Annotated in this window: 9 protein-coding genes; 3 read left to right on the top strand and 6 right to left on the bottom strand. The window is 58.8% G+C overall.

What is annotated here, in order from left to right; all coding sequences use genetic code 11:
* Positions 1 to 490 precede the first annotated feature (490 nt).
* The 5 genes from mnmE to rpmH form a co-directional block, all read right to left on the bottom strand.
* On the bottom strand, positions 491 to 1,843 hold the full coding sequence (mnmE, locus tag C2134_RS20210; protein ID WP_103321858.1) for a tRNA uridine-5-carboxymethylaminomethyl(34) synthesis GTPase MnmE: 1,353 nt from the start codon (positions 1,841 to 1,843) through the stop codon (positions 491 to 493).
* A gap of 209 nt (positions 1,844 to 2,052) precedes the next feature.
* Positions 2,053 to 3,687, bottom strand: coding sequence for a membrane protein insertase YidC (yidC, locus tag C2134_RS20215; RefSeq protein WP_103321859.1), 1,635 nt, complete (start codon positions 3,685 to 3,687; stop codon positions 2,053 to 2,055).
* 18 nt (positions 3,688 to 3,705) lie between these two features.
* Positions 3,706 to 3,915, bottom strand: a complete 210-nt coding sequence (yidD, locus tag C2134_RS20220) for a membrane protein insertion efficiency factor YidD (protein ID WP_103321860.1) — start codon at positions 3,913 to 3,915, stop codon at positions 3,706 to 3,708.
* The gene (gene rnpA / locus C2134_RS20225; RefSeq protein ID WP_043628229.1) at positions 3,891 to 4,253 is read right to left on the bottom strand and encodes a ribonuclease P protein component; all 363 of its coding nucleotides are present in this window, start codon (positions 4,251 to 4,253) and stop codon (positions 3,891 to 3,893) included. Before rnpA ends, yidD begins: the two co-directional genes overlap by 25 nt.
* 6 nt (positions 4,254 to 4,259) lie before the next feature.
* A complete protein-coding gene (gene rpmH / locus C2134_RS20230) occupies positions 4,260 to 4,394 on the bottom strand; it encodes a 50S ribosomal protein L34 (RefSeq protein WP_021477546.1) in 135 nt (44 codons plus the stop codon).
* A 331-nt stretch (positions 4,395 to 4,725) separates the two neighbouring features.
* Here rpmH and dnaA point away from each other — a divergent pair, with 331 nt between their 5' ends.
* From dnaA to gyrB, 3 genes are all read left to right on the top strand, one after another.
* Positions 4,726 to 6,126 carry a chromosomal replication initiator protein DnaA gene (dnaA, locus tag C2134_RS20235; RefSeq protein WP_103321861.1) on the top strand — a complete coding sequence of 467 codons (1,401 nt, stop codon included), beginning with the start codon at positions 4,726 to 4,728 and terminating at the stop codon, positions 6,124 to 6,126.
* Positions 6,127 to 6,171: 45 nt separating this feature from the next.
* Positions 6,172 to 7,281 carry a DNA polymerase III subunit beta gene (gene dnaN, locus C2134_RS20240; protein WP_103321862.1) on the top strand — a complete coding sequence of 370 codons (1,110 nt, stop codon included), beginning with the start codon at positions 6,172 to 6,174 and terminating at the stop codon, positions 7,279 to 7,281.
* A 109-nt stretch (positions 7,282 to 7,390) separates the two neighbouring features.
* On the top strand, positions 7,391 to 9,781 hold the full coding sequence (gene gyrB / locus C2134_RS20245) for a DNA topoisomerase (ATP-hydrolyzing) subunit B (RefSeq protein WP_103321863.1): 2,391 nt from the start codon (positions 7,391 to 7,393) through the stop codon (positions 9,779 to 9,781).
* A 144-nt stretch (positions 9,782 to 9,925) separates the two neighbouring features.
* On the opposite strand, the gene C2134_RS20250 is transcribed toward gyrB, so the two are convergent.
* Positions 9,926 to 14,869, bottom strand: coding sequence for a DEAD/DEAH box helicase (locus C2134_RS20250; protein ID WP_103321864.1), 4,944 nt, complete (start codon positions 14,867 to 14,869; stop codon positions 9,926 to 9,928).
* Between the last annotated feature and the right edge of the window lie 339 nt (positions 14,870 to 15,208).

The following is a 15,208-nucleotide window of genomic DNA, read 5'->3' on the forward strand; positions in this document are numbered from 1 at the left end:
CCCAGCTCGGTAGGGCGGATGCCCCAACGGGGCGATCCGCCGCGCCCCGTCATGGTCAACAGCAGTGGAGCGCCCGGCCAGGCCGCGCTTCCGCCCTACGGGTCGATGCAAAAGCGGGAGAAGATCACGCCGAGTTCGGTAGGGCGGATGCCCCGTCGGGGCGATCCGCCGCGCTCCGTCATGGTCAACAGCAGTGGAGCGCCCGGCCTGGCCGGGCTTCCGCCCTACGGGTCGATGCAAAAACGCGAGAAGACACGCCGAGTTCGGTAGGGCGGATGCCCCGGTGGGGCGATCCGCCGCGCCCCGTCATGGTCAACAGCGGCGGAACGCCCGGCCTGGCCGGGCTTCCGCCCTACGGGTCGATGCAAAAGCGCGAAGAAGATCATGACCAGCTCGGTAGGGAGGATGCCCCGACGGGGCGATCAGCCGCGCTCCGTCATGGTCAACAGCGGCGGAACGCCCGGCTTGGCCGGGCTTCCGCCCTACGGCCTTACTTGCCAATACAAAAGCGGGAGAAGATCACACCCAAGAGGTCATCGGCGGAGAAAGCACCGGTAATCTCGGACAAGGCGTTTTGCGCCATGCGCAGTTCTTCGGCGAAGATTTCCACCTGTTCCCAGTCCGCTTCGGCCTGCTCCAGGTGGTCGGCGGCGCGGGCGATGGCGTCCAGGTGGCGCTGGCGGGCCAGGAACACGCCTTCGTCGGCGCCGCTGAAGCCTATCATTTCCAGCAGCTTGGCCTTGAGCAGGTCCACGCCCTGATGCGTCTTGGCGGACAGGCGCACCAGCGGGTGGCCGTCTTCGTCGGCGATGCCGGCCGGCTCCTCGGTCAGGTCCACCTTGTTGAAGACGTGCACGCGCGGCAGGCCGGCCGGGATGCGCGCCAGGATGGCTTGCACCTCTTCGGTCAGGCCGTGGCGGCTATCGGTCAGCACCAGCGCCAGGTCGGCGCGCTCCACCGCCTGCCAGGTGCGCTCGATGCCTATCTTCTCCACCACGTCGTCGGTTTCGCGCAGGCCGGCGGTGTCGATGATGTGCACCGGCACGCCGTCGATGACGATTTCCTCGCGCACCGTGTCGCGGGTGGTGCCGGCGATATCGGTGACGATGGCGATGTCGTCGCCGGCCAGCGCGTTCATCAGGCTGGACTTGCCGACATTGGGCTGGCCCACCAGCACCACGTGCATGCCCTCGCGCAGGATGGCGCCCTGCTTGGCGGTGGCCTGCACGTCCACCAGGGTGGCCCGCAAGCGGCGCAGGCGGCCGATCGCATCGGCCTGCTTGAGGAAATCGATCTCTTCTTCCGGGAAGTCCAGCGTGGCTTCCACCAGCATGCGCAGATTGATCAGCTCGTCCACCAGGCCGTGCACCTGGCGCGAGAACGCGCCCTTCAACGACTTCAGCGCGCTGCGGGCCGCAGTTTCGCTGCTGGCGTCGATCAGGTCCGCTACGCTTTCGGCCTGCGCCAGGTCCAGCTTGTCGTTGAGGAAGGCCCGCTTGGTGAATTCGCCCGGCTCCGCCAGCCGCGCGCCCAGCTCCACGCAGCGCGCCAGCAGCATCTTCATCACCACAGGCCCGCCGTGGCCCTGCAGCTCCAGCACGTCTTCGCCGGTGAAGCTGTTGGGGCCGGGGAAGAACAGCAGCAGGCCGTTATCGATGGCCTGGCCCTGCGCATCATAAAAGTCCGTATACGTGGCGTAGCGGGGCTTGGGCGTCTTGCCCTGGGAGATGGCCTGCGCAAACGGCAGCAAGTCCTTGCCGGAGACGCGGATCACGCCGACGCCGCCGCGGCCGGGGGCGGTGGCGATGGCGCAGATGGTGGCGGGGGTGTAACTGAGGTTCATTGCCATTCCTTGGATTTTTAGCCACGAAATCCACGAAAGGACACGAAAGAACGATCGCAGGCCGGAAGCCGTCCCTGCGCCGCCTCGGAGGCGATTCGCGTTCGTGTTCTTTCGTGGGGTTCGTGGCGAATTGTTTTGAGATCTTTTCCCAGATTATCCAGCAAAAAACCCGGCCAGGGGCCGGGTTTGTTCAGCAATGCCAGCGGCGCTTAGGACTGCAGCGCGGCCTTGTTGCTCTTTTCGATCTGCTTGTTGATGAACCACTGCTGCGCAATGGACAGCACGTTGTTCACCACGTAGTACAGCACCAAGCCGGCCGGGAAGAAGAAGAACAGCGCGGAGAAAGCCAGCGGCATGATCTTCATCATCTTCGCCTGCATCGGGTCAGCCGGCGGCGGGTTCAGGAAGGTCTGCAGGAACATCGTGGCCGCCATGATGGCCGGCAGGATGAAGTACGGGTCCGGGCGGGCCAGGTCGGTGTACCACAGCACCCACGGCGCTTCGCGCAGCTCCACGGAAGCCAGCAGCGACCAATACAGGCCGATGAACACCGGGATCTGGATCAGCATGGGCAAGCAGCCGCCCAGCGGATTCACCTTCTCGGACTTGTACATCTCCATCACGGCCTGCTGGAACTTCATGCGGTCGTCGCCGTATTGCTCCTTCATCCGTTCCAGGCGCGGCGCCAGGGCCTTCATCTTGGCCATGGAGCGGTAGGACGCGGCGGTCAGCGGGTAGAACACGGCCTTCACGGTCAGCGTCAGCAGGATGATCGCCCAGCCCCAGTTGCTCACCAGCGCGTGCAGCTTCACCAGCAGCCAGAACAGCGGCGAGGCGAAGATGTAGAAGATGCCGAAGTCCTTGGCATACTCCATGCCGTCCGCTACCTTGGAGATGATGTCGTACTCTTCCGGGCCGGCAAACAGCGGCACGCTCACGCTCAGGCTCTTGCCCGGAGCGATGACGGAATAGTCAACCAGCGCGGCGGCGGAGTTCAGGCCGTTGGTCTGGGTCAGCTCGAAGCGGCAGGACTTGTCGTCCTTGCACACGCTCTTGCCGTCCAGCGGCTGCAGAATCCAGGCGGACATGAAGTAATGCTGCACCATGGCCACCCAGCCGTCGGTGGTGGTCTTGGCGTAGTCGCCCTTGCCTTTGGCCAGATCGTCAAAGCTCACCTTCTGGAACTTGTGCTCGGAGGTGAACACGGCCGGGCCGGTGTAGGTGTGGGCAAAACGGCCTTCGCCTTCCGGCGCCTGGCTGTCGCGCAGCAGGCGGTAGTAAGCGGTAGGTGCAACCGGAGCGGCGCCGCCGTTCACGATGTCGTAACGCACGCCAATCTCGTAGCTGCCCTTGGTGAAGGTGTACACCTTGCTCACCTTGACGCCATTGGCGTCCGGCGCAGTCAGCTTCACTTCCAGCTTGTCGCCGGTCATTTCGTAGCTGGGCTTGTCGGCAGTGAAGACGGTTTTATGCGTCGGCAGGGCCGGGTTGCTGGCTGCGATCAGGCCGGTTTGCGCCACATAAGTGTGCTTGGCGTTGTCCTGGAACAGCTTGAACGGCTGGTTGCGGTCTTCGGCCTCGCCGTGCTTCAGCAGAGACAGCGAGCGCAGGTCGCCGCCCACGGTATCGATCTCGGCTTCAACCAGGTCGGTCTTGACGCGAATGCGCTGACCGTGGGTCAACTTGTTGGCATCGGCAGGCTGCGCGGCGCTGGAAGCGCCGGCCGCGGCCTCGGTCTTGGCCACTTGCTGTTGCGGGGTGTGCTTGGGCATGAAGAACTCATTCCACCCAAACAGGATGCCCACGGACAGTACAACAAAGATAATCAGTCGCTTGGAATCCATCTCTCGATACCGGAAAGTTCAGGGAACCGGGTCATAACCGCTGCCGCCCCAGGGATGGCAACGGCAGATGCGTCTGGCGGCCAGACAGCCGCCCTTCAGCGCGCCGTGTTTTCTCACCGCCTCGATCGCGTAGCTGGAACAGGTGGGCTGGAAGCGGCAACGCGGTGCCAGCCACGGGCTGATAGCCAGCTGGTAAAAGCGGATCAGGAGGATGAGGATGCGCGACATCGTGCCAGTTTAGCAAACAGAGCCGACAAAGCCGTGACGGCCTCGGCGCGCTGTTCGCGGGCAAACGCCGTCTTTGCTCGCACCACGTAGTCCACGCCGCCCAGCTCCTGCTGGTTCAGGCGGAACCACTCGCGCACGCAGCGCTTGATGTAATTTCGGCGCACCGCCCGCTTGGCCACCTTCTTGCCCACAACCAAACCCACGCGGGCATGGTCCAGGCCGTTGGGGCGGGCATACACCTGAAAGAACGCATTGCTGCGTTGTTGCCGCAAACTAAAAACGGATGAGAACTCATCCGTTTTTAACAGCCGGTGCGCACGGCGAAAGCGGTAAGCCACAAGGACTTAGACGGCCAGCTTCTTGCGGCCCTTGGCGCGGCGAGCGGCGATGACAGCGCGGCCGCCACGGGTCTTCATGCGGACCAGGAAGCCGTGAGTGCGTTTGCGACGGGTATTGGAAGGCTGGTAAGTACGTTTCATGATATGGGTTTCCTGTTTCGAAACGGAAATAAACGCGTGATTTGACTCGAAATCCGCAACTTTGTCAACGAGGAATTTTCTGCAGGCCTGTGGATAACTTTGCAAAAAAACGTTAGAATGTCGGGGTTTATCGCTGTCGACCGGCTGCACAACAAATGAACGCATCCAGGGCCCACAGGCCCGCCGCGTTTGCCACACCGCAGCCTGCCGGCCGCTTCATGCCGAACATCCGCTGCTTGCGCGCTGCCCTATCCGCGCCGCGAGCGGCCCATCCCGCTGTTGCAAGCCGAGCGCGCTCAGCGGGTTTTTCGCTTTCACATGCGTGTATGTAATGACCGAACTGGATCAATTCTGGCCTGCCTGCCTCGCCCGACTGGAGGCCGAACTGTCTTCGCAACAGTTCAATACCTGGATCAAGCCGCTCAACGCCGAAGCCGGCGATGAAGGCATTGCGCTGTTCGCGCCCAACCGCTTCATCATGCAGTTCATCAAAGACCGTTTCCTCGCCCGCATTGAGGAACTGGCGGTGGAACTGATTGGCGAATGCCCGGTGGAGCTGCGTCTGGGCGCGCCTTCCGCCAGGCCGCTGCAGCCGGCTGCCAGCATCCAGCCCAAGGCCAAGGAGCCCAGCAAAACCGCGCCCAGCGCGCCGGCTGCGCCGTCCCCGGCCAAGCAGGCCGCGGTCAAGGCCATTGGCGGCAGCCATGAAAGCACGCGCCTCAACCCCTCCTTCACCTTCGATACGCTGGTGACGGGTAAGGGCAACCAGCTGGCGCGCGCCGCCGCCATGCAGATTGCGGAAAATCCGGGCGACCAGGCTTACAACCCGCTGTTTGTCTACGGCGGCGTGGGCCTGGGTAAGACTCACTTGATCCAGGCCATCGGCAACCATGTGTTCCAAAAGAACCCGCAAGCCAAGATCCGCTACATCCACGCCGAACGCTACGTGGCCGACATCATGCGCGCCTACCAGCACAAGGCGTTTGACGAATTCAAGCGTTACTACCACTCGCTGGATCTGTTGCTGATTGACGACATCCAGTTCTTTGCCGGCAAAAACCGCACCCAGGAAGAATTCTTCTATGCCTTCAATGCGCTGATCGAGGGCGGCAAGCAAGTCATCATGACCTGCGACAGCTACCCCAAGCAGATTGAAGGGATGGAAGAGCGGCTGATTTCGCGCTTCTCCTGGGGCCTGACCGTGGAAATCCAGCCGCCGGAGCTGGAAATGCGCGTGGCCATTCTAATGAAGAAGGCGGAGGCGGACAGCATCAAGCTGGAGCACAACGTGGCCTTCTTCATCGCCCAGAACGTGCGTTCCAACGTGCGCGAGCTGGAAGGCGCGCTCAAGCGCGTGGTGGCCTATGCCCGCTTCACCAACCAGAACATCACGCTGGAGCTGGTAAAGGAAGCGCTGAAGGACATCCTGGCCGCCGGCAACCGCCAGGTGACGGTGGACGCCATCCAGAAAACGGTGGCGGAGTACTACAAGATCAAGCTGTCCGACATGCACAGCAAAAAGCGCAGCCGCGACATCGCCCGGCCGCGCCAGGTAGCCATGGCCCTGGCCAAGGAGCTCACCCAGCTGTCGCTGCCCAATATTGGCGATGCCTTTGGCGGCCGGGACCACACCACGGTGCTGCACGCCTGCAAAACCATTAATGAGATGCGCGAAAACGACGCCGACATCGCGCACGACTACGAAGCGCTGCTCGCGATGCTGCGCAATTAATCGAACCATGAAACGACTCTTCACCATCTACTGGGAGCCCGCCACATGCTGATCCTGCAAGCCGAACGCGATGCCCTGCTCAAGCCCCTGCTGGCAGTTACCGGCATTGTCGAGCGTCGCCACACGCTGCCGATTCTGTCCAACGTCCTGATCGAGAAGAAGGGCGGACAGGTTGGATTCCTGGCCACCGACCTGGAAATCCAGATCACCACCGCCAGCAGCGACGAGCTGCCGGGCGAAGACTTCCGCCTCACCACCTCCGCCAAGAAGCTGCAGGACATCCTGCGCGCCATTCCGGGCAATACCACGGTGACGCTGGAGCAGCTGGACGGCGGCCGCCTCACCCTGAAGGCCGGCAAGAGCCGTTTCAACCTGCAAACCCTGCCGGCGGAAGACTTCCCGCTGCTGTCCGTGGGCACCGCCTCCGACGCCAGCTTCAGCCTGAGTCAGCGCGAACTCAAGCGCCTGATCTCCCAGGTGCAGTACGCCATGGCCGTGCAGGACATCCGCTACTACCTCAACGGCCTGCTGATGCAGACCGACGGCAACCAAGTGCGCCTGGTGGCCACCGACGGCCACCGCCTGGCCTTTGCCAGCGCCGACGTCACCGCCACCCTGCCCAAGGCCGAGGTGATCCTGCCGCGCAAGACCATCATCGAGCTGTACAAGCTGCTGCAAGACAGCGACGACGAAATCAAGATTGAAGTGCTGGCCAACCAGGTGCGCTTCAGCTTTGGCGCCACCGTCATCATCAGCAAGGTGGTGGACGGCAAGTTCCCGGACTACAACCGCGTCATCCCGCTGGACAACGACAAGATCTTCCTGATCGAACGCCTGGAATTCCTGCACGCGCTGCAGCGCGCCGCCATTCTGGCCAACGAGAAGTTCCGCGGCGTGCGCCTGGTGCTGGCCCCCGGCAAGATGTCCATCCTGTGCACCAACAGCGAACAGGAAGAAGCCGAAGAAGAACTGGAAATCGCCTTCCAAGGCGATGGCCTGGAGATTGGCTTCAACATCAACTACCTGCTGGACGTGCTGACCAACCTGCCGGCGGAAACCCTGCAGCTGGCGTTTGGCGACTCCATCCGCAGCGCGTTGTTCACCATTCCGGATGTCAGCAACTTCAAGTACATCGTGATGCCGATGCGCATCTGACGCAGCAAACGGAGTCAGCGGGCGGCCTAGCGCCGCCTCCCGGATTTAAGAATGACCGGCCACGCAGCCTGTTTCACCCCGGCGGCGCGGCCATATGGAAAGTGTGAGTATGAGCGAACAAGAATACGGCGCGGACAGTATCAAGGTGCTTAAAGGCCTGGATGCGGTGCGCAAGCGCCCCGGCATGTATATTGGCGATACCTCCGATGGCACCGGCCTGCACCACATGGTGTTTGAAGTGCTGGACAACGCCATTGACGAAGCGCTGGCCGGCCATGCCGACACCATCAAGGTCACCATCAATCCGGACAACTCCGTTTCCGTGGAAGACAACGGCCGCGGCATCCCCACCGACATCCACCCGGAAGAAGGACGCTCCGCGGCGGAAGTGATCATGACCATCCTGCACGCAGGCGGCAAGTTCGACAGCAACAGCTACAAGATCTCCGGCGGCCTGCACGGCGTGGGCGTATCCGTGGTCAACGCGCTGTCCGACTGGCTGAAGCTCAAGATCTGGCGCGACGGCAAGGTGCACGAGATGGAATTCCGCCGCGGCGACGCCGTGGCCCCGCTCACCGTCACCGGCCATACCAGCCACCGCGGCACGGAAGTGACCTTCTTTGCCAGCGTGGACACCTTCGGCCACATCGAATACCACTTCGACATCCTGGCCAAGCGCATCCGCGAACTGTCCTTCCTGAACCAGGGCGTGGGCATCCAGCTGCTGGACAAACGCACCGGCAAGGAAGAAAACTTCGCCTTCTCCGGCGGCGTGGCCGGCTTTGTGGAATACATGAACCGCAACAAGAACGTGCTGCACCCCAAGGTGTTTTACGGTTTTGGCGAAAAAGACGGCATGAGCGTGGAAGTGGCCATGCAGTGGAACGACTCCTATCAAGAGAACGTCCAGTGCTTCACCAACAACATCCCCCAGCGCGACGGCGGCACCCACATGACCGCGCTGCGCCAGGTGATGACCCGCACGCTGAACCAGTTTATCGAAGAGAGCGAAGTGGCCAAGAAGGCCAAGGTGGACACCACCGGCGACGACATGCGCGAAGGCCTCACCTGCGTGCTGTCGGTCAAGCTGCCGGACCCCAAGTTCTCCAGCCAGACCAAAGACAAACTGGTATCCGGCGAAATCGGCCCGGTAGTGAACGAAGTGATCAGCGAAGCACTGAAAACCTACCTGCTGGAAAACCCCAACGACGCCAAGATCATCTGCGGCAAGATTGTGGAAGCCGCCCGCGCCCGCGAAGCCGCGCGCAAGGCCCGCGAAATCACCCGCCGCAAAGGCGTGATGGACGGCCTGGGCCTGCCCGGCAAGCTGGCGGACTGCCAGGAAAAAGACCCCAGCCTGTGCGAACTGTACCTGGTGGAGGGTGACTCCGCCGGCGGCTCCGCCAAGCAAGGCCGCGACCGCAAGTTCCAGGCCATCCTGCCGCTGAAGGGCAAGATCCTCAACGTGGAACGCGCCCGCTTCGACAAGATGCTGCAAAGCCAGGAAGTGGCCACCCTGATCACCGCCATGGGCTGCGGCATCGGCAAGGACGAATACAACCCGGACAAGCTGCGCTACCACCGCATCATCATCATGACCGACGCCGACGTGGACGGCGCGCACATCCGCACCCTGCTGCTCACCTTCTTCTACCGCCAGATGACCGAGCTGGTAGAACGCGGCCACATCTACATCGCCCAGCCGCCGCTGTACAAGGCCAAGCACGGCAAGCAGGAACGCTATCTGAAAGACGACGGCGAACTCAACCAATACCTGCTGCAGCTGGCGCTGGAAAAAGCCGAGCTAGTCCCGGCCGAGGGCGCCGCCCCGCTGTCCGGCGAAACCCTGGGCGAAATCGCCCGCCAGTTCCTGCTGGCCCGCGCGGTGATGGAACGCGAAAGCCGCGTGATCGACCCGCTGGTGCTGGAAGCCATGCTCAAAACCGGCCCGCTGTCGCTGGAAAGCCAGCAACAGGCCGACCACACCGTGGCGGAGCTCTCCAAGCACCTGCCGGCCGAAACCATAGACCTGCAACTGCTGCGCGACGAAAAGAACGACGGCCACCTGATCAAGATCATCCGCAAACTGCACGGCAACGTGCTGGTGACGGTGCTGGACCAAAACTTCCTGGACAGCGGCGACTACGCAGAGCTGAAGAAAACCGGCAGCCTGCTGGGCGGCCTGCTGCGCGAAGGCGCCCACGTCAAACGCGGCGAAACCGTCAAGCCGGTAAACGAGTTCGGCGAAGCGCTGGACTGGCTGCTGGCCGAAGTGAAAAAGGGCATGAACATCCAGCGCTACAAAGGCCTGGGCGAGATGAACCCGGAACAGCTGTGGGAAACCACCATGGACCCAGCCGTGCGCCGCCTGCTCAAGGTACGCATCGAAGACGTGATGGGCGCGGACGACGTGTTCACCACCCTGATGGGCGACGAGGTGGAGCCACGCAGGCAGTTCATCGAAGGCAATGCGCTGATTGCGCGGAATATTGATGTTTGATTCTGTAGGGTGACACTCAAAGTGAAATTTGTGTCAGGTTAGTGAAAAAATGCTGACATAGATAATGAAAAACCCACCGGATGACTTCGGTGGGTTTTTTCGTTAAAGCTACTTTAGCTCTGGCACTACCAACTTCAATCCCATTCAAAGGTCTAGCGGTGGCAGCGCCTTTACGATCTTCATGGTTTCCAAGCTAACGGTAATCACACGCAAGAACAGCTCCAACGGGTAGCGAGGGTTATTCATCGTCTCGATGGCCCAATCGTTGGCGTCGTTGACGATGCCGCTATCCTTATCGCGCTTCACGCACTGGCGCTCAACCACCCAGTTCAATGCCGGCTTACCATTAACCACATACTCATAAGCTTCTAACGGAATGCTCGTGACGGTAATTCGGCTGTTGTAGTGCAGCGTGGTAAGGTCTTTGTCCTTGCCCTTCTTGCCGTACTTCATCTGCTCTACACGATAGTCGGCAGCCATCAGAGGCTTGCCCCCGGTATCCACCTTGACCCCCTCGTACATGGGTACGGTCTCATAGTTCAGATGCAACTCGGCCAACTTACGACCAGCCTGGCTAAAGGCCCAGAAGTTGGCGGCACCTTTTACACACGGAATGCGCGGCAGCTCTTTGCCGAGGTTATCGGCAAAGCGCTCGCGGTAATCCGGTGAGTGTAGCAAGCCGTAAACGTAATAGAAGATATCTTCCTTGCTGATAGATTCGCCCGGATAAGCAGCCACGAAATGCGCCAAGCCTTCATCGGTAATAGCGTCGCGACGGATGCCGCCAACACTTGTCGCTGTGACTGGCTTAGTGTCGAACAGACCTTGCTGCTCAGGTACGAAACTTGCAGGCTTATCATCCTCATCGTACAAATATAGAGGGAAACATTGAGTCCCCCCCTTCATTGCAGCTACGCACAGCTCAGGCGGAACATCTGCCATCAGTGCACAAAACCCAGTAGTGAATCCTGGAGCCGAAACAGCAATCACCAGATTTTTTGCTGCATCATTCGGGAAGATCCGTGGCATCTGGTATACCATCTCGTTCAGTTTTCGACTGTAATACATTCCTTGCTTAAAAAATGGACGATACAAGCCAGTTACAACACTTCCGGAATCGAACGATAAAGTCCGGCCTTTCGCAAGCTCCTGTTTCAGTGCGCGTGTCCAACTGATCTTAGTTGGGTCATTATTAATAACACTATCCAATATAGTTTCCCGCTCTTTTTTGCTTAGTTCTTCCCGACCCTGATTAAATCTTTTCAACTCCGTATTGTAAAAGCTAATCATGCGTTCAATGTTCTCAGCGGCCTGACTCTTGCTGGCATTGAAGCACCAAGCATCACGCTGAGTCTTTACGCCAGACGAATAGTTGGCAAACAGGGTGAGAGCCGTATCATCGCGTTTGTCACCCAAGGAAATGAAACCATCCACGCTGCTATCCCGCTGCTTCAACCAATCGCCATGCTCATCTGGAGTGATGAACTGCCAGCCCTGGGCTTCGGTGATACCTGCCACACTGCACAGGCGGCTGATACGTTCTAGCTTTTCTTCTCGACTAAGGTAGTCACCAATGTCGTGGAAGTGGACGGTCCCCAGCTGGCTGGCTGCGGGGTTCTTCACTAGCAGAGAAATGGCAATGGGGGCACGACTACCACTGCCGAAAATCTTGCCTCCCTCACGTCGGGAACGATCGCCTGATGTGTATTGATTCCCACGCAGATGGAAAACATACAGGCTGGAGAACTCATCTACCAGACAACGCCGGATACCTGACTCTGCAATGCCATCAATCCAGCCGCCGTTGGTAACAAATCCGATAATGCCGCTGTCACCTATGCGATCACTGGCCCAGCGAATAGCACGAACATAATTGTTATAAAGCCCGTTCTTGTTTTGTCCGTTTGATCGTGCTGCATAGGTGTCCCGGATTTTTGCATCCAGACAGGGGTAGGCAAGATTTGCATTATTATCGTTTGCCTCCCCCTGTCCTTTGGAGTACGGCGGGTTTCCGATGATGACGCGGATATCCAGCGCCTTTTGCCGTTTTCGGCGAGCGCTGTTCTGGAACAGCACTTGGTCTACCAGGTCCTCCTTTTCATACATCTGGAAGGTGTCGGTAAGGCAAATGCCGTCAAACGGCACGTAGTCGCCCCCGACAATACCGTGGTACACCGCCTCGATATTGATGGCGGCGATGTAATAAGCCAGCAGTACCAGTTCGTTGGCATGGATTTCACCCTTGAATTTCTTTTTAAGTTGCTCGGGCGAGATGATGCCGCTTTGCATCAGGCGGGTAATGAAGGTGCCAGTGCCCGTAAACGGATCGATGATGTGCACACCGTCGCTGGCTAGGCTCTGGCCAAACTGGCTTTGCAGGATGTGCTCGACGCTGTGGATGATGAAATCCACCACTTCCACCGGGGTGTAGACAATGCCCAGGCGCTCGGTCATGCGCGGGAAGGCATTACGGAAGAATTTGTCGTACAACTCGACGATGATCTTTTGCTTGCCTTCGGCTTTGTCGATGCCTTCGGCGCGCAGCTTGACGCTGGCATAGAACTTCTCCAGCGTGTCGGCTTCTTTAACCAGTCGGTGCTCATGTAGGCGATCCAGCACATTCTGCATGGCCTTGGACATGGGGTTATGGCTGGCAAAACTGTAATCGGCAAATAGTGCATCGAAAACTGGCTTGGTAATCAGATGCTGGGCCAGCATTTCAATTACTTCTTCGCGGGTGATGCTGTCGTTCAGATCGTCCCGTAGTTCGGCTACCAGGCCTTCAAAGGCAACCTGCTCATCGTGATTACTGTCGTTGTTGACGATTTCTGTAATACGGGTGATATGGGTGCGGGCGATCTTGGCGATGTCGTTGGCCCAGTCTTCCCAGTGGTGGCGGTTGCCACACTTTTGTACAACCTTGGCGAAGATGGCGCGCTCGATTTCGCCGATTTCGAATTCCAGAGTTTGCTGTACGGGGTTGTTCTGGCCGTCTTCGACCTTGGCAATACTACCAATGCCATAGGTTCCTTTGCCCTTGCTCAGACTGGCTGCTGCAGCGTTCTTGTCGGCCTTTTTCTGCACCTTTTCGGTAACGGCGATGACTTCCATCTTGCTAGTGTCATTGCCGACCAGATCAAGCTTGTTGATCATGGCGTCAAAGCGATCATCGTGTGAACGCAGCGCCTGCAACACCTGCCATACCACCTTGTAGGTCTTATTATCGTTCAGCGCTTCATCCGGTGCCATACCAGCGGGGATCACCACCGGCAGAATCACATAACCGCGCTTCTTTCCTTCTGCCAAGCGCATCACGCGGCCAACAGACTGCACCACGTCCACCTGCGAGCTGCGCGGCGTCAGGAAAAGCACGGCATCCAGCGCAGGCACATCCACCCCTTCGGACAAACAACGCACGTTGCTGAGGATACGGCAGGTATCGTCCGGCACCGGGGATTTAAGCCATGCCAGCTTGCTTTCCTTCTCGCCGGCATTCATACCGCCATCAATGTGGTCGGCCTCGCACATGAGCGTGGCGCAATCTTCATCAGGATTGCTGGCCTTATACTCCTCCACCACGGCCGAAAACATGTCGGCAATTTTCTTGGAGCTGATTTTGTGAGTCTTGGCGTTGCTCTGGTACTCGATCACTTGGCAGAAAGCTACCGCGCGACGCATGGCGGCCGCGTCGTCCCCCAGGTCTTCACGGGTGTCTTGCTTGGATAGCGCCTTCCAGCAACCCACTATCTTGGCGGCATCTTCCACCTTGATTTGGTTGTCATCATCCTTCAGCAGGTTTTGCAGGCTTCGGCTGATGTGGGCCTCATCCATCGCCAGCACCAGCACTTTGTAATCCACCAGCAGTCCTGCTTTGACCGCCTCGCTGAAAGTAATGACGAACAACTCTTTACCGAACAGGGTATCGTCATCCATCGAGCACAGAGTGACATCGCCCTTTTCCGCCGTGACTTTGGCGCTATCGCCATAAATGCGTGGGGTCGCGGTCATGTAAAGACGCTTGGCAGCGCGAATGTAAGCGCCGTCGTGCACGCGAACAAAGGCGCTTTCTTCTTCGCCGTCAAAGGTCGCGCCCGTTGTGCGGTGCGCTTCATCGCAAATGATCAGATCAAAATCGGCCAGTCCATGCTCCAACTGAGCACGACTAATCACGTCGATGGAATGATAGGTGCTGAACACCACGCTCATATGCTCGTTATCGTGACGCTTGGCCATTTCCGTGGCCAACCTGGCAGCATCGGTTGTCGCCGGGTAGCGCAGCTCATGGGCAAGAGTCTGCACGACATCGTCGTCTTTCTTACGCCTCTTGCCGACATCGCTATCCGAGCACACCGCAAAACTATGGAGTGGGGTGTCACTTTCCTGAGTCCACTCGGTGAGAGTTTGCGATAGCAAAGAAAGGCTTGGAACCAAGAACAACACTCGCTTGCCTGCCCCAACCAGCTTTTCCGCGATTTTCAGGCTGGTAAAGGTTTTACCTGTGCCGCACGCCATGATGAGCTTGCCACGCTCTGCTGTGGCCAAGCCAGCTTCGACTCGGGCCAAGGCGCGAATTTGGTGATCGCGCAGCTGCTTTTTGGGTTTGAGGACGACGGCCTGCTTGGAAGCATACTGGCTCCAATCAATCTGGCTGTCTTCCAGTGCCTGCAGGTCCAACTTGGTAACGGGGGGCTGCTGACCAATCAGCGCATCTTCCGCATTTGGCCCCCAGTTATTAGTGGTGGTAACGATCAGTCGACGACTGAAAGGGTGCTTGCCCGAGGCGGTAAAGAAACTGTCGATGTCTGACTTTTGGACTTTGTAGTCTTCGGCGTAGAACTTGCACTGTATGGCGTGATACTCACCTTCTGTCGTCCTGGCTACCAAGTCGATGCCGGTATCCTTCTTGTTCCAGCCGTGACCATACTGCTCAGCCCACTCGGCAAACGTCCACACATCGCTGTAGAGATCGCGGTAAGTGGCCTCGTTCTTGAGATAGCAGATGATCAATTCTTCAAAGTAGGTGCCTTTCTCACGCTCAGTGACGGCGGCATTGCGGAAGGAAGCGAGAAGATTTTGTAAGGCAGACATGTTTTTCTTTTCAGATGTAAGAAATTATTTAGCACTGCGGCCAAATTTTACCCGTACTACATGCGGCATTGTGCGGCTATCAGGTTAGAAATCCTTTTTCGACCAAAGTGGTGTTGGTCAAGGCATATGATGACGCGAAAACCAAGCATTGTTGCATTTTGCCCAAAAATTTTCTCAGCAAAACCATGCTCACGTAACAGCATGAAAAACAACAAAAATCACTCAACATGCTGATTTCAAAATGATTTCAAACTCTACTTGCGCAGCAAACATCCTCTTTGACACTGGATTTTCACCGGCCTAGCCTGTGGTTTGATACCACCGGCTTCGGCAATTGAA

This window comes from Chromobacterium sinusclupearum, from assembly GCF_002902845.1.
GTDB lineage: Bacteria > Pseudomonadota > Gammaproteobacteria > Burkholderiales > Chromobacteriaceae > Chromobacterium > Chromobacterium sinusclupearum.

What these genes read in the sequence shown, in the direction of transcription:
- gyrB (WP_103321863.1), top strand. Translation starts at nt 7,391, where the DNA reads ATGAGCGAACAAGAATACGGCGCGGACAGTATCAAGGTGCTTAAAGGC.
- mnmE (WP_103321858.1), bottom strand. Translation starts at nt 1,843, where the DNA reads ATGAACCTCAGTTACACCCCCGCCACCATCTGCGCCATCGCCACCGCC.
- yidC (WP_103321859.1), bottom strand. Translation starts at nt 3,687, where the DNA reads ATGGATTCCAAGCGACTGATTATCTTTGTTGTACTGTCCGTGGGCATC.
- yidD (WP_103321860.1), bottom strand. Translation starts at nt 3,915, where the DNA reads ATGTCGCGCATCCTCATCCTCCTGATCCGCTTTTACCAGCTGGCTATC.
- rpmH (WP_021477546.1), bottom strand. Translation starts at nt 4,394, where the DNA reads ATGAAACGTACTTACCAGCCTTCCAATACCCGTCGCAAACGCACTCAC.
- dnaA (WP_103321861.1), top strand. Translation starts at nt 4,726, where the DNA reads ATGACCGAACTGGATCAATTCTGGCCTGCCTGCCTCGCCCGACTGGAG.
- C2134_RS20250 (WP_103321864.1), bottom strand. Translation starts at nt 14,869, where the DNA reads ATGTCTGCCTTACAAAATCTTCTCGCTTCCTTCCGCAATGCCGCCGTC.
- dnaN (WP_103321862.1), top strand. Translation starts at nt 6,172, where the DNA reads ATGCTGATCCTGCAAGCCGAACGCGATGCCCTGCTCAAGCCCCTGCTG.